The 21,037-nt window shown below is 61.8% G+C and carries 23 protein-coding genes; 8 read left to right on the top strand and 15 right to left on the bottom strand.

The window, feature by feature from the left end; all coding sequences use genetic code 11:
• Positions 1-11: 11 nt before the first annotated feature.
• Positions 12-506 carry a peptide-methionine (R)-S-oxide reductase MsrB gene (msrB, locus tag DFR46_RS12370; protein WP_116236715.1) on the top strand — a complete coding sequence of 165 codons (495 nt, stop codon included), beginning with the start codon at positions 12-14 and terminating at the stop codon, positions 504-506.
• A 4-nt stretch (positions 507-510) separates the two neighbouring features.
• Entirely contained in the window at positions 511-1,203 is a 693-nt protein-coding gene (gene msrA / locus DFR46_RS12375; protein WP_116236716.1) for a peptide-methionine (S)-S-oxide reductase MsrA, read from the top strand.
• 70 nt (positions 1,204-1,273) lie between these two features.
• Here msrA and pdeM read toward each other — a convergent pair whose 3' ends face one another.
• Positions 1,274-1,936, bottom strand: coding sequence for a ligase-associated DNA damage response endonuclease PdeM (gene pdeM, locus DFR46_RS12380; protein ID WP_116236717.1), 663 nt, complete (start codon positions 1,934-1,936; stop codon positions 1,274-1,276).
• Positions 1,937-1,995: 59 nt separating this feature from the next.
• On the opposite strand from pdeM, the gene DFR46_RS12385 reads away from it, so the two are divergent.
• Complete coding sequence (locus DFR46_RS12385) at positions 1,996-2,364, top strand: hypothetical protein (protein WP_116236718.1); 369 nt, start codon at positions 1,996-1,998, stop codon at positions 2,362-2,364.
• Here DFR46_RS12385 and DFR46_RS12390 read toward each other — a convergent pair whose 3' ends face one another.
• The 4 genes from DFR46_RS12390 to DFR46_RS12405 form a co-directional block, all read right to left on the bottom strand.
• The gene (locus tag DFR46_RS12390) at positions 2,365-3,774 is read right to left on the bottom strand and encodes an MFS transporter (RefSeq protein ID WP_116236719.1); all 1,410 of its coding nucleotides are present in this window, start codon (positions 3,772-3,774) and stop codon (positions 2,365-2,367) included.
• Positions 3,775-3,794: 20 nt separating this feature from the next.
• Positions 3,795-5,015, bottom strand: coding sequence for a dipeptidase (locus DFR46_RS12395; protein ID WP_116236720.1), 1,221 nt, complete (start codon positions 5,013-5,015; stop codon positions 3,795-3,797).
• A 166-nt stretch (positions 5,016-5,181) separates the two neighbouring features.
• The gene (locus tag DFR46_RS12400) at positions 5,182-5,586 is read right to left on the bottom strand and encodes a hypothetical protein (RefSeq protein ID WP_116236721.1); all 405 of its coding nucleotides are present in this window, start codon (positions 5,584-5,586) and stop codon (positions 5,182-5,184) included.
• A gap of 188 nt (positions 5,587-5,774) precedes the next feature.
• Positions 5,775-8,210, bottom strand: coding sequence for a ligase-associated DNA damage response DEXH box helicase (locus DFR46_RS12405; RefSeq protein WP_116236722.1), 2,436 nt, complete (start codon positions 8,208-8,210; stop codon positions 5,775-5,777).
• A 98-nt stretch (positions 8,211-8,308) separates the two neighbouring features.
• On the opposite strand from DFR46_RS12405, the gene DFR46_RS12410 reads away from it, so the two are divergent.
• Positions 8,309-9,223, top strand: coding sequence for a sulfotransferase domain-containing protein (locus DFR46_RS12410; protein ID WP_116236723.1), 915 nt, complete (start codon positions 8,309-8,311; stop codon positions 9,221-9,223).
• 229 nt (positions 9,224-9,452) lie between these two features.
• Here DFR46_RS12410 and DFR46_RS12415 read toward each other — a convergent pair whose 3' ends face one another.
• From DFR46_RS12415 to DFR46_RS12430, 4 genes are all read right to left on the bottom strand, one after another.
• Entirely contained in the window at positions 9,453-9,947 is a 495-nt protein-coding gene (locus tag DFR46_RS12415; protein WP_116236724.1) for a PH domain-containing protein, read from the bottom strand.
• Between the two features lie 51 nt (positions 9,948-9,998).
• Complete coding sequence (gene pgmG, locus DFR46_RS12420) at positions 9,999-11,384, bottom strand: phosphoglucomutase/phosphomannomutase PgmG (protein WP_116236725.1); 1,386 nt, start codon at positions 11,382-11,384, stop codon at positions 9,999-10,001.
• 77 nt (positions 11,385-11,461) lie between these two features.
• Entirely contained in the window at positions 11,462-11,878 is a 417-nt protein-coding gene (locus tag DFR46_RS12425) for a DnaJ domain-containing protein (protein ID WP_116236726.1), read from the bottom strand.
• A gap of 7 nt (positions 11,879-11,885) precedes the next feature.
• Positions 11,886-12,677, bottom strand: a complete 792-nt coding sequence (locus DFR46_RS12430) for a division plane positioning ATPase MipZ (protein WP_116236727.1) — start codon at positions 12,675-12,677, stop codon at positions 11,886-11,888.
• 89 nt (positions 12,678-12,766) lie between these two features.
• Between DFR46_RS12430 and panC the strand changes: the two genes are divergently transcribed.
• From panC to DFR46_RS12445, 3 genes are all read left to right on the top strand, one after another.
• Positions 12,767-13,612 carry a pantoate--beta-alanine ligase gene (panC, locus tag DFR46_RS12435; protein WP_116236728.1) on the top strand — a complete coding sequence of 282 codons (846 nt, stop codon included), beginning with the start codon at positions 12,767-12,769 and terminating at the stop codon, positions 13,610-13,612.
• Between the two features lie 125 nt (positions 13,613-13,737).
• Positions 13,738-14,034, top strand: a complete 297-nt coding sequence (locus tag DFR46_RS12440; RefSeq protein ID WP_116236729.1) for an SEL1-like repeat protein — start codon at positions 13,738-13,740, stop codon at positions 14,032-14,034.
• A 119-nt stretch (positions 14,035-14,153) separates the two neighbouring features.
• Entirely contained in the window at positions 14,154-14,744 is a 591-nt protein-coding gene (locus tag DFR46_RS12445) for an FKBP-type peptidyl-prolyl cis-trans isomerase (protein ID WP_116236730.1), read from the top strand.
• Positions 14,745-14,815: 71 nt separating this feature from the next.
• On the opposite strand, the gene DFR46_RS12450 is transcribed toward DFR46_RS12445, so the two are convergent.
• The 6 genes from DFR46_RS12450 to pyrE all read right to left on the bottom strand — a co-directional run bounded on the left by DFR46_RS12450 (position 14,816) and on the right by pyrE (position 19,783).
• On the bottom strand, positions 14,816-15,934 hold the full coding sequence (locus DFR46_RS12450; protein WP_116236731.1) for an AI-2E family transporter: 1,119 nt from the start codon (positions 15,932-15,934) through the stop codon (positions 14,816-14,818).
• A complete protein-coding gene (lepB, locus tag DFR46_RS12455; RefSeq protein ID WP_425453164.1) occupies positions 15,931-16,866 on the bottom strand; it encodes a signal peptidase I in 936 nt (311 codons plus the stop codon). Before lepB ends, DFR46_RS12450 begins: the two co-directional genes overlap by 4 nt.
• 27 nt (positions 16,867-16,893) lie before the next feature.
• Complete coding sequence (acpS, locus tag DFR46_RS12460) at positions 16,894-17,295, bottom strand: holo-ACP synthase (RefSeq protein WP_116236732.1); 402 nt, start codon at positions 17,293-17,295, stop codon at positions 16,894-16,896.
• A 90-nt stretch (positions 17,296-17,385) separates the two neighbouring features.
• On the bottom strand, positions 17,386-18,117 hold the full coding sequence (locus DFR46_RS12465) for a pyridoxine 5'-phosphate synthase (RefSeq protein ID WP_116236733.1): 732 nt from the start codon (positions 18,115-18,117) through the stop codon (positions 17,386-17,388).
• A complete protein-coding gene (locus tag DFR46_RS12470) occupies positions 18,114-19,202 on the bottom strand; it encodes a serine hydrolase domain-containing protein (protein WP_116236734.1) in 1,089 nt (362 codons plus the stop codon). Before DFR46_RS12470 ends, DFR46_RS12465 begins: the two co-directional genes overlap by 4 nt.
• On the bottom strand, positions 19,202-19,783 hold the full coding sequence (pyrE, locus tag DFR46_RS12475) for an orotate phosphoribosyltransferase (RefSeq protein WP_116236735.1): 582 nt from the start codon (positions 19,781-19,783) through the stop codon (positions 19,202-19,204). The genes DFR46_RS12470 and pyrE overlap by 1 nt, the downstream gene beginning before the upstream one ends.
• Before the next feature lie 193 nt (positions 19,784-19,976).
• On the opposite strand from pyrE, the gene coxB reads away from it, so the two are divergent.
• Positions 19,977-21,035, top strand: coding sequence for a cytochrome c oxidase subunit II (gene coxB / locus DFR46_RS12480; RefSeq protein WP_116236736.1), 1,059 nt, complete (start codon positions 19,977-19,979; stop codon positions 21,033-21,035).
• Positions 21,036-21,037 lie beyond the last annotated feature (2 nt).

Below are 21,037 nucleotides of genomic sequence, written 5' to 3' on the forward strand. Positions count from 1 at the left end.
AGGAATGATATATGCAGATCGATAGGCGATCCCTGTTGGCTGGCGGCGCGACCGGCGCGCTGGCGATTATGGCCGGTTGCAGCGGCCGGGCCGAGGCGACCGAAGGTGGCGTGTTCCCTGTCCGCTACAGCGAAGCCCAATGGCGTGAACGTCTGACACCCGCCGAATTTCGCATCTTGCGCGGGCATGGCACGGAGCGGCCCTTTTCCAGCCCGCTGGACGACGAGCATCGCCGCGGCACCTTTATCTGTGCAGGCTGCAACAACCGGCTGTTCAGTTCGGCAACCAAGTTCGACAGCGGCACGGGCTGGCCGAGCTTTTACCGGCCGCTTGCGGGTGGGGTCGGAACCACCGTCGATACCTCGCTCGGCATGACCCGCACCGAGGTTCATTGCGCCGATTGCGGCGGGCATCTCGGCCATGTTTTCCGCGACGGGCCGCGCCCGACCGGGCTGCGCTATTGCATGAACGGGACGGCGATGGATTTCGTTCCGGCAAGGAGTTAGGCCCATGTTTGTGAAGAAACTCGTTTCCTTTGTCCTGGGCGGCGGTGCAGTCGTCGCCGCCATTGCCGCCCTCACCCTGCCGGGAACGCATGAACGGCTGGACGCGGCGGTGTTGATCCCGCCTCCGGCGACGAATGTCATTGTGACGCAAGGCAATCAGGTTGCCGTTTTCGCAGGCGGGTGCTTCTGGGGCATGGAGGCCGTGTTCCAGCATGTCAGCGGCGTGCGCAGCGTGACGGCCGGCTATGCGGGGGGATCTGCAGAAACAGCCCATTACAATCAGGTCGGCACGGGGCGGACGGGCCATGCCGAAGCGGTGCGTATCGTCTATGATCCGAGCGTTGTGACCTACGGCCAGCTGTTGCGTATCTATTTCTCGGTTGCGCATGATCCGACGCAGGTGAACCGTCAGGGGCCGGATGTCGGTAGTGATTACCGTTCGGCGATTTTTCCGCGAAACGTAGCCCAGCGCAGTGTCGCGCGCCGCTATATCGCTCTGCTCAATGTATCCGGCCGTTTCGCGCGCCCGATTGCCACCCAGATCGAGAACGGCACTTTCTACCGGGCCGAGGACTATCACCAGAACTTCATGAACCGGAATCCCCGCCACCCCTATATTCTTGCCCATGATGTCGAGAAGGTGGAAGATCTGAGGGCAACGTTCCCGCGGATGTTTACGGCCACGCCGGCCGCGTAAGTCGGTCAGGCTTTCACTGACGCCCGCGCGCCGGTGCGGCGAACTTTCGACGGGACGGTTCTGACTAAAGCTAAGCAGCGACCGGAAAGCGCAACAGCCGGTCATTCACGGGAACAAGCGCTTCGGCGCCTTTCCCCACCGCGCGGACAATTTCCGCATGCCCGGCGTCGAGCCCGCCGGTCAGCGCGCCAAAAGCGGGCAGAACCAGTTTGGTATCCGTTGCGACGAAACAGCGGCGCGAGACGCTTTTCCCCCGCAGCCGGATGCGCAATTTGGGATGGAAATGGCCGGACAATTCGGGGCGCGCGTCGGCGGGATCGGCTTCATGGCGCAGCAGGAGCCCGTCCACCTCAGCCTCTTCAAGGATCGTGCCGCCGCAATCGCCGTTGATTGCCCTGTCGTGATTGCCGGTAATCCATGTCCAGTCCAGCTGTGTGGTCAGCATTTCGAGTTTCGCGCGTGCGGTCGGGGAGAGCCGTTCGCTCCCGGCGCTGTCGTGGAAACTGTCGCCCAGGCACCACAGTTCGCGCGTATCCGTCTCGGCGACCAGCGCCTCGATATCGGCGAGCGTTGCCTCGCTGTCATAGGGCGGCAGCATCTGGCCGAACCGGGCATACCAGCTCGCCTTTTCGAAATGCAGGTCGGCGACCAGCAGCGCCTTGCGGGCTGGCCAGTACAGTGCCGCCTGCGGCAGTGCCACAAGCTCGTGACCGGAGAACGAAAAGCGAACCATTTGCATTGCCATACGGCCAGCCTAGAGAGAGCGGCAAGGTTTTTGTGAAGGGAAATTCGATGCGCAAGATTGTTCTGGCGGGAGCTGCGCTCCCCGCGCTGCTTTGTTCGCAGATCGCCGGTGCCCAGATCGCGGACGATGAAGCCTCCGACATCGAATGCCTTGCCGCAACGCTGATCATTTCGCAGAATTCAGACGCATTGACTGAAGCGCAGGCGATGGCATCGGTCATGTATTTCATCGGCAAGGTCACCGCGCGCGGCACGGATTATACCCAGCCCCTGGAACAGGCGATGCGCGACATGACCAACGTCACACTTCAGGAGACGGCGACACGCTGCGGTGCCGAGCTGGAAACTGTCGGCGATGACATGCAGCGTCGCGGCGCGCAAATTCAGGCGCGCGAGGAAACCGAAACGCAGCCCTGATCAGGCAAACTTTCTGGCAATCTTGGTGAGCCGGATGGCGGCGAGCAAGCCGAGACACGCTATCGGCACGCCGATCGCACAAACCCAGAACCCGGCCAGCGCCACGCTTTCCACGGTCAGGCCAGAGGCAAAGCCGGTCAGGTTCGCGACTATGCCGGCGATTGCTGCGCCGGTGGCGGCCCCGGCATCGCGGACAGCGCCAATGCCCGCCGACCCGGTGGCGCGCTCATCTTCGTCGAGAGAGGCCATCACAGTGCGGCTGATAAAGCTGTAGGAGAGCCCGAAACCCGATCCGAGAAGGGCGCCGCCGGCGACGATCAGGACAAGCAGGCCACTCGTCAGCACGGCGCTCAACAACAGGAGAGCGGATGGAATACAGGCGGCGCCGATAACGATCCAGCGCCTCCGCCAGACCGGTCCGGAGCCGGATACGGCGAGCGCGGCGACGGTCCAGGCAAAGGCTTCGGCGGCGACCACATAACCGGCCTCGGTCGCGCTGAGCCCGATCGTGAATTGCAGGATGGCGGGCGCGTAGATGGCAAAGCCGACTTCCCCGGCGAGCAGCAGGAAATAGGTCGCATAGGCTGCACCGATCAACGTGCCGAAACGCGCCGCGTTGCGGGGGAGCAGCCTGGCCCGGGCCCGGCGGTCCAGGATGACAGCCGCAGCGAGCAGGAAAAGGCTGACCGGGACAAGCAGTATCTGGACCATGCCCGATTCGACGACGCCGGCGCTCGACAGGGCGCTGACCCCGATCACGATCAGCGCGATCTGCAGCAGCGGCAGCCCGCCTTCGCCCGGCTTGCCCTTGCTGGCCGGGATCAGCCAGCCGGCGGCGAGCGCAAAGAGGATTGCCTGGGCGCCGAACAGCCAGAAAACCCCGCGCCAGTTCCCGGCATCGGCGAACAGGCCGCCGACCAGGGGGCCGACAAAGGTCGCCACGCCCCAGATGGCCGTCGCGGCGGCAAACACCCGGGCCAGGTAGCGCGCGTCGAACACGAGATTGATGGTGACGTAGCAAAACCCGGCAACCCAGCCTGCACCTATGCCCTGAACCATGCGGCCCGCGACGAAGACCGGCATGTCCGCACCGAGCGCGCTGATCGCGCAGCCTGTCGCCAGCAGCAGCCCCGATCCGATCATGGCGGGCCGGAGCCCGATCCGGTCGGAAAGCCACCCGGCGCAGGACGAAGCGGCGACCACGCCGACCAGATAGCCCGATGTCGCCCAGCCGAACCAGGCATAGCCGTCCAGATCGCGGCCCACGCTGGGCATGATCGTGGATGTGACGAGCGCGTCGGCGGCCATCAGCCAGATGCCCAGCATGATCAGCGCGAAGGCCGGCCAGCGTCCATCGGCCAGCGTTTCGCGCCAGCTTGCGGTCTCTTCTCCGGTTGGGCCAAGCTCCATCGGCGCAGCGCCCGAATGGGCTAGTCGACCAGGGCCGCGCTATGGGTTTCGGCGGTCCGGAGCAAGCGCAGCACATTGCCGCTCCACATCTTGGCCAGATCCTCCTCGCTATGCCCGGCAGCGAGAAGGCGCGCGGTTACCCGGGGCAGGGCGGTAATATCGCGCATGCCCTCCACGCCGCCGCCGCCATCCCAGTCCGCGCCGAAGCCGACATGATCGACCCCGGCGACTGCGATCAGGTGCAAAAGGCTCGCCATATACATTTCGAAATCGCTATCCTCGCGCGGGGTAACGGCTTCGAGCGCGCGAAGGTCGCGAACATAGGCGGCCTGCACTTCGGGATCCTCGGCGAACATTTCCATGAAGCGCGCGCCGATCGCTTCCCATTCGGGGGAGCTTCCGCGCGGCGCGAGATAGATGCTGTTGACAGATATGACGCCGCCCGTCTCTGCAAGTCGCGCAATCCGTGCGTCGTCGAGGTTGCGGGGGTGGTCGAACGCCGTTTTCGGTCCCGAATGCGAGAGTATGATCGGCGTGGCGGACAGTTCGAGCATCTGGTCGAAGGCCGCATCGGACGCATGCGAACCATCGACGATAATACCGAGCCTGTTCATTTCGGCCACCAGTTCGCGGCCGAGCGGGCTCAGCCCCCCCCAACGTTCCTCGCCTGTCGCGCTGTCGGCGAACTGGTTGGTTGAGGAATGAACTGGTCCCACCATTCGCACGCCGTTGTCGTAGAAACGTTGCAGCGCACCGATATCTTCTCCGAGGGGATAGCTATTTTCTATGCTTTGATAGACGAAGCGGCGGCCGGTCGCTGCGATCCGCGCCGCATCGTCAGCCCGGTCGGCGCGCTCGACCGTTTCTGGATTGGCGGCGATCATGGCGAGGATCGACTGCTGCCGCGCCTCGGCCATTGCGGCGGCCCCGGCATAGCCTTGCTCCGTCAATTCTCCCTGTGGCGTCCAGATGACGAAGAAGCCGCCATCGAGGCCGCCCTCGATCATGCGCGGCACATCGACCTGGCTGTTGTCGGTGATGTAATCGTGCCGTTCGGCAATATCCCAGCCCGGCCGCATCATATGGAGTGGGGTGTCGAGATGGGTGTCGAGGGTCAGCAGGCGGTTATGCACGGCCGCCGGCTCCTGGATATTCGAAGCGGCTTCCTGCGCCGGGAGCGGTGCGGATACGGCCCCCATCGCCAGCGCTATGCCGCCCAATCCGATACCGAATCCCCGCATGCCTTTATCCCTTCCATCCTGTTGGTGGGGGCCAGTCCTAACGCTGTTTTCATGTGAAGTCCCGGCTAAACGATCGGATCGCCCGACCCGCATGCTTTCGCAGCATGCGGGCCGGGCGACCGGTTCGGTCGCGGGAGCGGCGACCATGCAGGGATTGAAACGGGTCTTAGAGCCCGCGCATGCCGATGCCGAGAATGCGGTCCGGCCGTCGGGTGTCCATGACCACGCTGATCGCCTTGGTGCGGCCGTCTTCGTCGCGCACCTGCATCACCATGCCGTTATCGGCTTCCGCGACATTGAGGAGCGTCAGCTGTCCCGTCCGCCGCGCGAGCTGGTTGAACTGCTGGACGCGCATTCTGTAGGAGCCATCGGAAAGGAAATTGTCGCGGGCGTAGCGAGACCGTTCTCCACCGCTGCCGTTAAGGGCGGTAACTAGCGCCTCGGCGCGTTGCTGTGCACTCATCGTTTCCGACTGCGCGGAGGCAGGGGCGGCCATGACGGCCATGCCCGCAGCAGGCAGCGCGAAAGCAGCAAGAACGAGACGGGTTTTTGCGGATATTCTGGTAAGCATAATACACTCCTGAACCAAGTTGACTGGACCCGCCTCGAATCGGGCGAGTTGGGGTGTATTAGATATGCAATACAGCAATGTCGCCCGGGTTTCGACGAGCGACCGGGAAATGTCGATAAACCGTTTCGTAACGACAAATGTCGCAATACTATCGATAAAACGCCAGATTTTAGAGCGAATCGTAATATTTATGCGCTTTTCATCGCCGTTTCTGCAAGCGCTTCCGCTTCTATCAGCAGCGCATCGTCGACACTGCCCTGCGCGACATGCTCGCGCCCGATCAGGATGAGCACGGGCACGGCGAGCGGGGAAACGCGCGGCAGATCGACATGCACCATCGTCTGCGCCGCCCGGTCGAGCAGGCTGGCAAGCCGGCCGACATCGGTGAGCTTGGTCCGCGCATCGGCCCAGGCGGCCTTGAGCAGGAGATGGTCGGGTTCGTAGCGTCGCAAGACATCGTAGATCAGGTCGGTCGAGAAAGTGACCTGCTTGCCTGTCTTGCGTTTACCCGGATGCTGTCTCTCGACCAGTCCGCCGATCACCGCGACTTCGCGAAAGGCCCGTTTCAGCAGGTGGCTTCCCTGTACCCAGTCGACAAACTCGTCTTCGAGAATATCGGGGGAGAAGAGCGGGCCGGGATCACGTACGCGCTCCAGCGAATAGGTGGCGAAGCTGTAATCGTTGGCGACAAAGCCGATGGGCCCCAGTCCCGCCGTTTCCATCCGTCTGGTCACCAGCATGCCGAGCGACTGATGGGCGTTCCAGCCTTCGAAGCTATAGGCGACCATAAAGTGCCGGTCCTCATGCGGGAAAGTCTCGACCAGCAATTCGCCGGGTTTGGGCAGTACCGACTTTTCCGACTGGACGCGCAGCCATTGCTCGACATCTTCTGGAAAGGCTTCCCATTCGGCCGGGTTGTTGAGGAAAGCGCGAACCCGGTCCGCCAGATGGGTGGTAAGGGGCATGCGCGCGCCGCCATAGGTGGGAATGCGGGCAGGGCGAGACGAGGCGCGGACGGTAAGGTCGGTGTCCTTTACCCCAAGCACCTCGAGGCTGAGGCCGGCAAAGAAAAACGTATCGCCGGGGGATAGGGTCGCGCCGAAATGCTCTTCCACCGTTCCGAGCTTGCGGCCGTTTTTGAAGCGCACATCGAGGATCGGCGCATCGACGATGATACCCGCGTTGAGCCGGTGCTGCGTCTCGAATCGAGGATGGCTGACCCGCCAGATCGTCTGGCCGTCTTCGTCGACCCGGCTCGCCAGCCTCTTGTACCGGTCATAGGCGCGCAGCGCATAGCCGCCGCTTGCAATATAATCGAGTTCGCGGGCGAATTCGGCCGAAGGCAGGCCGCGATAAGGCGCGGCGGACCGGATTTCGGCCAACATCGCGGCCTCTTCGAACGGTCCGGCGCAAGCGCAGGCCATGATATGCTGGGCGAGCACGTCCAGGCTGCCGGGCCGGAAGATGTCGGCGTCGAGCTCGCGTTCGGCAACCGCATCGAGGGCCGCCCGCGCCTCCAGATATTCGAACCGGTTGCCCGGGACGAGGATCGCCTTGGACGGTTCGTCGAGCCGATGGTTGGAGCGGCCGATGCGTTGAAGCAGACGCGAAGCGCCCTTGGGCGCGCCCATCTGCACGACGCAATCGACATCGCCCCAGTCGACGCCGAGATCGAGGCTCGCGGTCGCCACCAGCCCGCGCAATGCGCCGCGCGCCATTGCCGATTCGACCTTGCGGCGCGCCTCGCGAGAGAGGGATCCGTGATGGATGCCGATCGGCAGCTCATCGTCATTCACCTTCCACAATTGCTGGAAGATAAGTTCCGCCAGCCCGCGCGTGTTGCAGAATATCAGCGTGGTCTTGTGCGCGGCGATGATTCCCATCACCTGCTCGGTTGCATAACTCCCCGAATGGCCGGACCAGGGAACCCGGCCTTCCGGCAGCAGGATCGAGACTTCGGCATCGGCCCCCGGATCGCCTTTGATTATCCGGACGCTGCTGTCATCGCCATTGGGTGCGAGCCAGCGCGCATAAGCCGCCGGATCGGCGACAGTGGCCGACAGTGCGACCCGCCTCAGGCCCGGCGCAAGTTGCTGCAGCCTTGCCATGGAAAGGTTCAGAAGGTCGCCGCGTTTTTGCGTCGCAAAGGCATGGACCTCGTCGATGATCACGGTTTTCAGGTCCGCGAACAGGGCGGCGCTGTCTGCATAGGAAATGAGCAGGCTCAGAGACTCCGGTGTCGTCAGCAATATATGCGGAGGGCGTTGCCTCTGCCGTTTCTTGCGGTTTGACGGCGTGTCGCCGGAGCGGGTTTCCACCCGGATCGGTAGACCCATTTCCTCAATCGGCACGAGGAGGTTGCGCTGCACGTCGACTGCCAGCGCCTTGAGCGGGGAAACATAAAGGGTATGCAGGCCCTCGCCGGGGGTTTCGGCGAGTGCGGCGAGGCTGGGAAGAAATCCGGCCAGCGTCTTGCCCGCGCCCGTCGGGGCGACAAGCAGCGCATGTTTCCCGTCCCGTGCCGCTCTCAGCAAGTCGTGCTGATGCCGTCGGGGCGCCCAGCCTCGCGCGGCGAACCAGTCGGCTATCGGTTGAGGCAGGGCTGGGGCAGCGGTATCGGCCATTGTTTCTATCTAACCACATCGTCCGACGATGCGAGCATAGTTGCGGATTGGTCTTTGGTGGTTCAAGAATTTTTGCCTGGTGCGGGGAGATTGAGGGAATGGCGAACAAGCTGAGCGGTCGAGCGGAAACACTAACGGAATTTGGCGAGCTGATGGGCCGCCTGCATGCGCCCGCCGAAGGAGCCAATGCGCTGACTCCCTACGAGCCGAAGCCAGCCGATGTGGTGATTTCCCCTTATGGCAAATGCGGCACGACATGGCTGCAGCAGACCTTCCATACGTTGCGGACCGGGGGCAATATGGATTTCGACGATATTTCGCGTGTCGTTCCCTGGATCGAGACGGCACCGAGCCTGGGGCTCGATATCAATGCCGAACAAAAGGCCGAACCACGGGGATTCAAGAGCCACCTCTCCTATGACGCCCTCCCCAGGGGGGCTCGCTATGTCGTCTCGCTGCGCCATCCCAAAGATGCCTTTGTTTCGATGTTCCGCTTCATGGAAGGATGGTTCATCGAACCGGGCAGTGTGACGATAGAGGAATTTTACCAGGCCTGGATAACGCCCGGTCCGCAAGCAAACGACTATTGGCACCATCTGCTGAGCTGGTGGCGACAACGCGACAATCCCGATGTTCTGCTTCTCACCTATGAGAATATGATCGAGGCGCCGGAAGCGCATGTTCGGCTGTTGGCAGATTTTTGCGGTATAGCGCTTGATGATGGGTTGCTCGCGCTGCCGCTTGAGCGATCTTCTCTGGCCTATATGCTTGAACATAAGGACAAATTCGCGGATCCGATGCTGCGCGAACTGTCGGAGAAACGCTGCGGATTTGCGCCGGGCAGCGATTCGGCCAAGGTGCGCAAAGGCGGTGTCGGCGGGCATAAGAAAGAGCTGCCGCCCGAGATCGGCGCTGCGATCGATGCAGCATGGGCGGAGCATGTCGAGCCGGAAACCGGATTTTCCGACTATGCTGCACTAGACCTGGCTGTCCGGGCCCGAAATTCGGCCTGACGCCGGGTCGGAACCGCGCATTGCTGCGTCGCATCAGTTGAGGGCAAAAAAAAGGGCTGCCCTGTTAGGAGCAGCCCCAAAGTTTGGAGAGGATGCCTGAAAAGGCAGGGACTTGTTACGGCGATGCAAGAAATGCTGCAAGTGCGAAAAGACAATTGTGCATTGCAAAAATCGCAGCCGTAAATGCGCAGAGTTAACGAACATGACAACAGCCCCGACCCGTCCCGGTTTAAAGCGCGTCCGGCTCGTAATCGATTTCGCGAACGCCGCGGCGCACTCTTTCTGTTTGCACGAGGTCGCGCAGGATTTCCCTGCGATCGCGGGCCTGATGAACATCGGGCAAAATGATCGGGCCTTCCCGCGATGTTCGGTCGCTCGAGATCAGCGTAATCTTGCCGATGTCGAGAAGCTGGTTCAGTAAAGAAAATTCCACCTTCACGTCCTTGACGCGATAGAGTTCAACCTCGTCGATATTCTTGAAAATGATGCCGCGTTTCACGATCAGCCGCTGGCTCGTAATCTCATATTTGGCGGCCATATAGGTCAGCCATTTATGGCCGATTTTCAGCACTCCGGCCAATGAGAGAAGCAGAAACCAGGGTATTTCGAAATAGGCCGCGAGCGCCAGGCCGCCGAAACAGACTATCAGTGTCAGCCAGCCGGAAAAACTGCCGAACAGCCATTTTTCGGTGCTGCTCCTGAACACGTCCACAACATCTTCCATGCGCGGCAATCCCCCTTGTTGCGCCGAAGATAGCACAAAATATCGGCTGATCTAGTGGCCGGCCTGCGGCCCGCGCTCCAGCCCGGATGCGGCAAGCTGGGTATCGATCTGGGCCATCAGGCGCCCCAGTCCCGCTTCGCTCTTCGCTTCCGCGCGCGCCACGAGCACATCCTGGGTGTTCGACGCGCGCAGCAGCCACCAGCCATCCTCTGTATTCACCCGTGCGCCGTCCGTGTCGTTGACGTCCGCGCCTTCCGCGCCGAGCCGCGCGAGCACTTCGTCGATCACCGCGAATTTGCGGCTCTCGTCGACCTGAAAACGCATTTCGGGCGTGTTGATCATGTCGGGAATCGCGCTGCGCAATTCGGTGACGCTCTTGCCCAATATATGCGCTGCCGAAATCAGCTGGACGGCTGCGTATAGCGCGTCGTCGAACCCGTAATAATTCTGCGCGAAAAAGACGTGACCGCTCATCTCTCCGGCGAGCGGACAGCCCGTTTCCTTCATTTTGGACTTAATCAGGGAATGGCCGGTCTTCCACATCAACGGGTTGCCGCCCAGCTCGCCCACCCGATCGTACAATGCCTGGCTGGCCTTCACATCGGCGATAATCGTTGCGCCAGGCTCCTTCCTCAGCACCGGCTCGGCATAGATCGCCAGCAGCTGGTCGCCCCAGATCACGCGGCCTGTGCCGTCGATCGCGCCGATCCGGTCGCCATCGCCGTCGAAAGCCACTCCGAAATCGAGATTGTTGTCGGCGACGAGCTTTTTCAGGTCTGCAAGATTCGCCTCGTCAGTGGGATCGGGATGATGGTTGGGAAAAGACCCGTCGATATCGGTGAAGAGGGTAAAATGCTCGCCGGGCAGTCGCGCGATGAGCTTCTCGACGATCGCCCCTGCGGCGCCGTTACCGGCGTCCCAGCCGATCCGGTATTCGCCGCCGGCAAGACCGGCGAGGAGTCGGTCGACATAGGCGTCGGCGATATCGATCTCCTCGCTGGTTCCGGATCCGGACTCCCAGTCTCCGGCGAGAGCCATCTCCCCGAGCCGCTGGATATCCGCCCCGAAAAACGGTCCGCGCTGAAAGACCATCTTGAAGCCGTTATAATCGGCGGGATTATGGCTGCCGGTTATCTCTATGCCGCCATCAACCTGATCTAGCGTCGCTTCGGCGAAGTAAAGCATTGGCGTCGGCCCCAGGCCGATCCGCACCGCATCGACGCCGCTGGCATTCAACCCTTCGACAAGGGCGGCCTCAAGCATCGGCGAACTTGTCCGCCCGTCATAACCGACCGCGACCCTTTTGCCGCCGGCGCGCGCGACCAGCGTTCCGAACCCGCGCCCGATTGCCCGGGCATCGTCCTCGCCAAGCGTCTCTCCGACTATGCCGCGAATGTCATATTCTCGCAGGGTTGTGGGATGGAATCGATGGGTCATGAAAAGTCCTTGTTGCTGGCCTGTCGGGTTAGAGCGCGCCTTTGCCTAACTGCGATCTATTCGCAAGATCAAAGCTCTCATTTGCGATGGCTGGGCATCTGGTTCCTGGCTTCGCTGAGCAGGATGTCGCGCGCTGCATTGACCCGGCGCGCGAGATCAGCGGATCCCCCGACATCGGGATGAACCTTGGCGATGAGGCGGCGGTGGGCATTACGGATGGACGCCTGGTCGGCATTCTCGCTTACCCCGAGCAGTTCGCGGGCTTCGGCTACCGGCATCCTTGCCCGGCGGAATTGCTGGGACCGATAGGCGGCCCAGATCGCAACACCGGAAAAACAGACCAGCGCCAATATACCTTGTCCGGTCGAGAGCCATCTGAGGCCGAGCAGGACTGCGGCTATGGCCGCCCAGTCCCCGCTGTCGCTGCCCCGGAGCCGGCCCGTTTTCCAGGCCCAAAGGGCGATGGCGCCAGCGGCTATCAGGACGATGTGCATGGCTCTTCTATACTGCCTCGAACATGTCTTGGGTAACCCCTTCTTCAGGGAGGTGGAACGCAGCAACCATTTCGCGCAACTCCTGGCGCGCGGCGATATGGCTGAGTCCGACATTTTCGAAATGGTCGATATCGAGAAGGGTCAGGCCGCTTGGAAACAGCTCGCGATAGATGACGCGCTCGGACAGCCCGGGAATGACCCGAAAGCCGACCCGGCGGGAAAGATCGTTCAGCGCGCGCGCCACCCGCCGCATATTCTTGGCCTCGATATGCTGGAGCCGGTTGCGCAGCACGACCCAGTCGACCTCGCCGCCGGTCTGCGCTTTCGCCTTGCGCGCGTCCCATACGATTTCGGCATAGAAGCTCGGCTTGCGGATGGCATAGGTTTCCGGATCCACTTCGCCGATCAGGTCCAGGTCGACAAAGCTGTCATTGAGCGGGGTGACCAGGGTGTCTGCGCGGGCGGCGGAAATCCGGGCGAGTGGATCGTCGCGCCCCGGCGTGTCGATGATCAGGAATTCACTGTCTTCGCAAAGCGCATCGAGGCTGCGTTCGAAACCGACAAGATTGTCCGCTTCGTTGACCATGAAGCGAGGCGTTGGCAGCTCGCAATTCAGGCGAGCCATGCTGGCCGCGCGATTTTCCAGGTAGCGGGTAGTGGTGCGCTGGCGGCTGTCGAGATCAAGCACGGCGACCTTGCGCCCTGCGGACGAAAGCGCGACGGCGGCATGGACGGCCGTTGTCGACTTGCCGGTGCCGCCCTTTTCATTGGCGAATACGATGAAATGGCAATCGGCCAAGGCTGCAGGTCCCCCAATAAGTTAACTCGCTTGATTCGGGGCCCCAGCCCGATCAAAAGCACCGCTGACATATCGGAGGTATCCTGCAGGTGCAATTGGAGAGACAGTTAATCGCGGTTCGCGCAGCTCTGCGGAATTTGCGCGCGGATGGCGGAACGATCGCTTTTGTGCCCACCATGGGCGCGCTGCATGAAGGCCACCTTGCGCTGATTGCACGCGCTCGCGCCGTTGCCGATCATGTAGTCGCGTCGATATTCGTCAACCCGACCCAGTTTGGCGAAGGCGAGGATCTGGACTCCTATCCGCGTCCGGAGGAGGCAGACCGCGCGAAGCTCGAAGAGGCGGGTTGCGATTTGCTCTGGGCACCCACGCCGGACGAGATTTATCCGGCCGGCTTTTCTACAAGCGTCCGCGTTTCGGGCGTTTCAGAGGGGCTATGCGGAGCATCGCGCCCCGGCCATTTCGACGGCGTCGCGTTGATCGTCGCCAAGCTCTTCAACCAGATTGCCCCCGATTATGCGCTGTTCGGCGAGAAGGACTATCAGCAGCTTGCCCTGATCCGGCGCATGGCGCGCGATATGGATTTCGATATCGAGATTATCGGCGTGCCGACCGTGAGGGAAGCGGACGGCCTGGCCTTGTCCTCCCGCAATGCCTATCTCACGGCGGAAGAGCGGAGCCGCGCCGTGGCGCTGCCCGACGCGATGCGCGAAGCAGCGGCGGCGATCCGGGGCGGGGAGAGCGTATCCTTCGCGATTATTGCCGCCAAGGCGCGGCTGTTCGAAGCTGGGTTTTCGGCGGTCGACTATATAGAGCTGCGCGATGCGGAGACATTGGAACCGGTCGAAACACTCGAACGCCCGGCGCGGCTGCTCGCGGCGGCGCAGATCGGAAAGACCCGGCTGATCGACAATATCGCGGTGGAGATGGGATAGGTTTTTGTACGTCAGAAACCTTCGTCCGAAAGTTTCGGATAAAAAACGTCCCCTCCCGTTAACCTTTTATTATCCATAAGCCGCCAATCCTGTTTCCAGCGAAAGCAAATAAGGGGAACAGGGCCATGGCGCACAGTGCCGCAACCGCGAATTTTCTGATCGAAAGCCGTCTGAGAGATGCGGCAGCGGGCGACGAGAACGCCTATTTCGATCTGGGTATCGCCTATTCGGCGGGAACCGACGGCCTCGATATGGATCTGATAGAGGCGCATAAATGGTTCAACCTCGCCGCAGTGCGCGGACATGAAAGAGCTCAGCGCTGCCGTGCAGAGATATCGGACGAAATGACGGCGCGTGAGATTGCCGAAGCGCAGAAACAGGCGCGTTCCTGGCTTTCTTCTCTCGAACGCCGCGCTGCCTGACGGCGCAAAGCCGGGGCGGCAATGTTCCCGGCATAATATTTACATCTGGATTTTTGCAGGGCTGCTCCATAGGGGTGGCCCATTGTCGTTTTGCATGCGCAACCTGTTGGGAAAAATCCATGTCGATCACCACCGTTCCGCTCCGTCCGATTGAGAAGGGTACATTGACCAAATTGTGGGTTGGCGTTTTCGTGCTGCTCGCCGCCGCCGCCGCCTTCGCCTGGTATTCCACGGCGCGCCCGATCGCGATGAACGGCAGTTCGGAAGATTTCCTCAACTGGAATGGCGGCCAGTCCGGCGTTGTGACAACCGACAGCGGTCTCCAGTACAAAATACTCGAAGCCGGCGACGAAGCCGGCAGCCCCGGCCCGGGCGCCGGCGTTATCGTCAATTATGAGGGGCGTCTGCTTGATGGCGCCGTTTTCGATGCGGCCGAACAGCAGCCCATCACGCTGGATTCGGTTGTTCCCGGCTGGTCCGAAGGCATCCAGCTGATGAGCCGCGGTGCGCGCTATCGCTTCTGGTTGCCGCCGGCGATCGGATATGGCGAAAACGGCCGGCCGGGTACGCCGATCGGGCCGGACGCGGTGATGGTGTTCGACGTCGAGCTGCTCGAATTCATTTCGCGCGAAGAACTGTTGCAGCTGCAGATGCAGCAAATGCAGCAGCAGGGCGGGCTGCCCGAAGGCCTAGCCCCTCCCGGGCAGTAACGAGACGTCCAGCGCGGCCCCGTTCGGTTGTCGCACCGGATCTGGCATGCCGGAAAGTTGCTTGCGGGGCTTTATCCCGGGTCGGTCGGCGTGGCGCCGGCTTCTGCGGCACGCCGTCTTTCCTCTTCGTCTTCCTCGTCATTATGCTCGGAGCGGCGCTCAAGAGCGGCCTTGGTCATCGCGATGATCGGGTCCGCCAGTGCCAGCCCGATAATCCCGAACAGCGCGGCGAACAGGATCTGGGCTGAAAGCGTCAGTGCCGGAGGCAGATCGACCGTCTGTTTGGCGACCATGGGAATGACGACGTAACCGTCGAATGTCTGCACGACAAGATAGACGATAAAGGCCCAGAAACCGAGTTCGGGGCTCGCGCTGAGCCCGACAGCCACCATGAGCACCCCGGTAATGAACGCGCCGATATTCGGGATAAACGCCAATAGCCCGGCCAGAATACCGAGCAGCAGGGCCATCGGAACGCCGGCGATCGTCAGCAAGAGCCAGGTGAGGAACCCCTCGAAAATCATGCCGAGTACGCGGCCAGCGAGCAGCCGTTGCAGCGTTTTGGCCATACGGGTCGTTGTCCGGCGGAACTCCGGACGGCTGCCCCGGGGCAGCATCCATTGTACACCGCGGTCGTAGATATTCGGTTCGATGGCAATGAACAGGCCGATTACCATTATGAGGAAGAGGGTCGCGATACCGCTGACCGCCGATCCAAGCGCCGATGTCAGGCTCCCGACTGAGCCGAGCACGTCGCGGAATATCTGAGTTATCTCGGTCCCGCCCGGCATCATGCCAAGCTCGTCCAGCGATGCGAGCAATCGCGAGGACTGTTCGGCCAGCGTGTCACGCAGTTCCTCGGCCTGATTGGCAATCTCGATCCCGGCCAGCCAGCCGATCCCGGCCAGGCCGCCAATGATCAGCATGACTATCACGACCAGTCGCAAGGTGCGGCTGTATGGAATGATGGGCCGTAACAGCTTCGTTCCGCCATCGATCAGCGACGCGAATACGAGGCCGGCAACGATCAGGAGCAGCGCCTGGGCAAGCTGCCAGACAAGAACCACGACAATGGCGACCATCGCCCAGGCGATGGCGCGTTTCAGTTCCTGACGGATGATGGGGTCGCGAACTTCCGCCGGACCGGCCTGGCCGTCATAAGGCCCGGGAAGTTCGTCCCGCTGGCTCATTCCGCCTCTACGCGGCCCGGATGCAGGCCGGTGCCGGCGCGACCGCTGCGCATCGCCGTGAACCAGCTGATCGGGTTATACCATTGGGATGTGCCATCGAGTGAAAAGGTGATGAACTCCGCGCGTCCGCCCAGGGTTTCGATTGGAACCGGCCCGCCCAGCCCGCCATTGGCGAGCGGTGCGCGGCTGTCGGCTGACTGATCGCGATTGTCGCCCATCAGGAAAACATGGCCTTCGGCGATCGTCACCGGGCCATAAAAGTCCGCCGGGGAAGACCCCAGGTCCACCGTGTCATAATAGCGGCCTTCCGGTGTATATTCCCGGAAAACCGGCAGGCGGCAGTAGCGCAGGCCATCGCTTCCGACGGTGGAGCGGCCCAGCAGCAGATCGAAATCGCTGTCATTAGGACCTTCGCCGCAGGTCATATTGGCATCCATCGGGATCATCGCCGGTTCGCGCTGTTCGCGGCGCAACGCAGTGCCGTTCAGGAAAACGACGCCCCCGCGCACTTCGAGCGTATCGCCGGGCAGGCCGATCACGCGCTTGATATAATCCGCGCTACCGCCGCGCGGCACGGTAATCACGATATCGCCGCGTTCCGGCATCCGGCCGAAAAGGCGGCCTTCGATAAACGGCAGAAGGTGGAAGGATGGAGAGACGTAAGACCAGCCATAGGGATATTTGGTGACGACCAGCCGATCACCCTCGATCAGGCCCGGCATCATCGATTCAGAAGGGATGTAGAAAGGCTTGGCGACGAAACTGTGAAAGCCCAGCACGGCGAGCACGAGCCAGAAAATACCCTTGATCTCACCCCACCAGTCGGTCGGTTTCTTGCCGTCGGCGTCGGCCGAAGCGTCGGCGCTGTCTTCGCTGGCCTGCAATGCAGAGACCAGAGCCTCGTCTTCGTCGCTTGCGCGTTCCTGATCCAATTCGCTCACTCGCTTACTATAGGTCGATTATTCGGGTCGGGCATAGAGGATAACAAAAGCCTGCGCCCAAGGATGGTCGTCCGTCATCGTCAAATGCACCTCCAGCCGGTGGCCGGGCGGCGTCAACGCGTCAAGCCGCTTTTTCGCGCCGCCCTCCAGCTTCAGCGTCGGCGCTCCCGATTTCGCGTTTACTACACCAATATCCCGCATGAACACACCCTGACGAAAGCCGGTTCCCACGGCTTTTGAAAAGGCTTCCTTGGCCGCAAAGCGCTTGGCGTATGTTCCGGCGATCGTGAAAGGGCGTCTCTTCGCCTTGGTACGCTCGATCTCGGTGAAAACCCGCTGCTCGAAGCGTTCGCCGAACCGGTCGAGCGAATTCCGGATCCGTTCGATATTGCAGAGGTCTGAGCCGATGCCGATAATCATGACGTTTTCCTGTTTCTCAGACTCAACCTAGCGGTTGAGCGGGCCGGTGCGGCGACGTTGCGTTAGCAACGTTCTGACAGATAAACTCCTTCACCGCGCCAGATCCATCAGTTCGCGCATCCGCTTCACGCTTGCTTCCAGCCCCGTAAAGATTGCCTCGCCGACGAGGAAATGCCCGATATTGAGCTCGGCGATTTGCGGGATTGCAGCGACTGGCCCGACATTGTCGAAGGTCAGGCCATGGCCGGCATGCGGCTCGATGCCATTTTTCACCGCCAGCGCGGCGGCGTCGGCGATGCGGCGTAACTCTTCGGCGCGCGCTTCCCCTTCAAGATGGGCATAGCGGCCGGTATGAAATTCAACGACAGGTGCGCCGAGATGGATGGCTGCTTCCACCTGCGCGGGGTCGGGCTCGATAAACAGGCTGACCCGGATATTGGCGTTTTTCAATTCTCTGACGAAGGGCGCGAGATGATTGTGGCCGCCGGCGGCATCCAGCCCGCCTTCGGTGGTCCGTTCTTCTCGCTTTTCGGGGACGATACAGGCGGCGTGCGGTGTATGGCGCAGCGCGATACCCAGCATTTCATCGGTGGCCGCCATTTCGAGGTTGAGCGGAATGGTCAGGGCGGCGGCCAGCCGGTCGATATCGCCGTCGGTTATGTGCCGCCGGTCTTCGCGCAGATGGGCGGTGATGCCGTCCGCACCGGCACGCGCCGCATCTTCGGCCGCGCGGACCGGGTCGGGATGGTCGCCGCCGCGCGCGTTCCGGATCGTCGCGACATGATCGATATTGACGCCGAGGCGCAGCTTTGCGCTGTTCATTGCGTCTGCTCCGGGCATATCGCGGCGGAGAGCAGGGCGAACGCAAAGTGGCGATCGCCGGCAATATTGCCGAGCGGGAATTCCGTTTCGCTGCGATTGGTGAAAGTGATCACGGTCATGTCCAGTTCCGGCAGGATATAGTTGCGACCCTGCACGCCGCCAATCGCGCCGGGTCGTTCGACAAGCCGCACGGACGTTTCGCATCCGGCGAGCTGCGCCGGAAAAACCCATTGGCCAAGAGCCGCATAGCCGATTGCCGGATTGCCGGTCCACATTTCTTCGCGCGTTTCCGGCTCGAGCAGATCGCCGCGCATCAGCGCGCGGTCGAACCGCCACAAATCGAAGATCGTCCCGTTGAGCCCGCCTGCTGCGCCATAGGTTTCGAACCGGATCGCAGGCTCGGCTTGTCCGTAATGAAAGCCGGCTACGGTTGGTTCGCCCTCTGGATACATTGCCTGTGTTCCAGGGATCAGGTCGCCCACAAGCGTATCGATATTCTGCCCGGTTACCCGCTCGAGAATTGCGCCAAGAACGATGAAATCGCAATTTGTGTATTGATATTCTGCGCCAGCTTCCCGGCGGGACGGCCCAGCGCAATAGCCTTCGGCAGACGCATCGGCGGCCCAGTCATCACCATAAAAGGCGGGTAGGCCGCTCGGCAGGCGCTGCGTGTCGTCCGGATCGGGAAGGCCTGACAGATGTTGCAACAGGTGCCGGCTCGTAATTACATCGCGCGCCGCATTGGGAAAATCGGGCCAATAGCGACTTATCGGTGCGTCGAGCTCCATCCGCCCGGCTTCAACCTGCTGCATCGTGACGGTTGCCATCAACTGTTTGGTGATCGAGGCCCAACGCCAGCGCGCATCGATCCTATGCGCGTCGCCGCTTCCGGGCCGAACCTCGCCAAAGGCGCGCGCATAAACGATGGAATCGCCGCGCGAGACCAGTATGACGCCGGTGAAATTCCGGGCTTCGGCCAGATTATCGATACGGGATGCATCGATGCGGATCGCGTCGGTGCTTTGGGCATAGCCGATTGCGGCAAAGCCGCACAGGGCGAGTAGCGCTGCGATCCAGCGGATCACTAACTGGCCCGGCTGCCCGGTTTGATAGCCGGGATGGCGGCCAGCTCTTCCGGCAGATCGTCCGGATCATAGACCGGAAAATCGAGGGACAACAGCGGCACGAACGGCACGCCGAGTTCGATGGCTCCGCCCGAACGGTCGACCAGTGCCGCTTCGGCGATCACCGTGCCGCCCGCCTTTTCGACAGCCTTGATGGCTTCGCGGGAGGAAAGACCGGTGGTCACCACATCTTCGACCATCAGGACTTTCTGGCCCTGCTCCAGCGAAAAACCGCGTCGCAATTCGAATGTGCCCTCCGGGCGTTCGAGGAACATGGCTTCCAGGCCGAGCGCACGGCCCATTTCGTGGCCGATAATAACGCCGCCCATGGCTGGCGAAACGACGACCTCGATCTCGCCGCGAATTTCGCGTGGGAGGCGAGCGGCAAGCGACGAGGCCAGACGTGAAGCCCTGAGCGGATCCATCAGGACGCGCGCACATTGTAGATAGCGGGCGCTGCGCTTTCCCGATGAAAGGATGAAATGGCCTTCCAGAAGGGCCTGCGCGGCCCGAAATTCGGAAAGAATATCGTCTTCGTTCATTGCATCGATTGCCCCATGATTGCGGTCCGCGACATAGGGTGCTGTTCAAATGGCTTCAACCCGGCTAATTCGCGCCTGTCTTTTTCAGGGACGTGGAGCTTGAGGCCTTGAAACCTCGTGACTATAAGGCGCGCAAGTTAGACCATTGCCTGGGCATTATCGACCGCTCCGCGGCGGAATCATTGGGGACAAAATGCGCATATTGACGAATCTGATGCTGGCCGCTGGATTGGCCATTGCTTCGCTTTCCGTAGCGTCGGGGGCGAATGCTGCCGCACCGCAGCCGGAACTGGCGCCTGCACCGCAGACCGAACTGGCACCGGCACCCGGCGCTGTCGAAGAAGCGGCTGAGTCGGCGGCCGATGCCGCTCCGGCTTTTGAGTATGCAGCGCCGACAGAAGGAATTGGCATGCCGAGCGGCGGCCTGGGCATCCAGCCACAGGTTTCCGAAGTCGGCGAACAGGCGCGCTGGTTTCATGACGCGCTGCTGATGCCGATCATCACCATCATCTCGCTATTTGTGCTCGCTCTGCTGCTCTGGATCGTCGTGCGCTTCAATCGCCGCAGAAACCCGACCGCGTCTAAAACGACCCACAATACAACGCTTGAAGTGGTCTGGACGCTCGTCCCGGTCCTCATCCTCGTGTTTATCGCGGTGCCGTCGATTGGTTTGCTGCAGGCGCAATATAATCTGCCGGAGGGCGAAACGGTTACCGTCAAGATCACGGGCAACCAGTGGAACTGGACCTATGAATATCCGGACCATGGCGATATCCTGCTTGTTTCCAACATGCTGGAAGAAGAAGGCGAACAGGGCGAAGGCGCGCGGTTCCGGACGGATGCGGACGGCCCGCGCCTCCTGGCTGCCGACGAACGGATGGTCATCCCAGCAGGGGTCAATGTCCGCTTCCTCGTGACCGCCAGCGACGTGTTGCACAGCTTCGCCGTGCCGGCTTTCTGGACCAAGATCGATGCCGTTCCCGGGCGCCTCAATGAAGGCTGGACGCGGGTCGATCGTGAAGGCGTCTATTTCGGGCAATGCTCCGAATTGTGCGGCGCTCGGCATGGCTATATGCCGATTGCCGTGGAAGTCGTTTCGCCGGAACAGTTTGAACGCTGGGTGATTTCTCAGGGCGGCTCAATGCCGGGCAGCGAAGACGCCAGCAGCGACGCTGCAGAAGAAGACAACACAGAAGCGGTTGAAGATGCCGCCGAAACCGCAGCGGCCGATTCCGCCGCGGCAGCAAGTTAAGG

This window comes from Parasphingopyxis lamellibrachiae (assembly GCF_003385775.1).
GTDB lineage: Bacteria > Pseudomonadota > Alphaproteobacteria > Sphingomonadales > Sphingomonadaceae > Parasphingopyxis > Parasphingopyxis lamellibrachiae.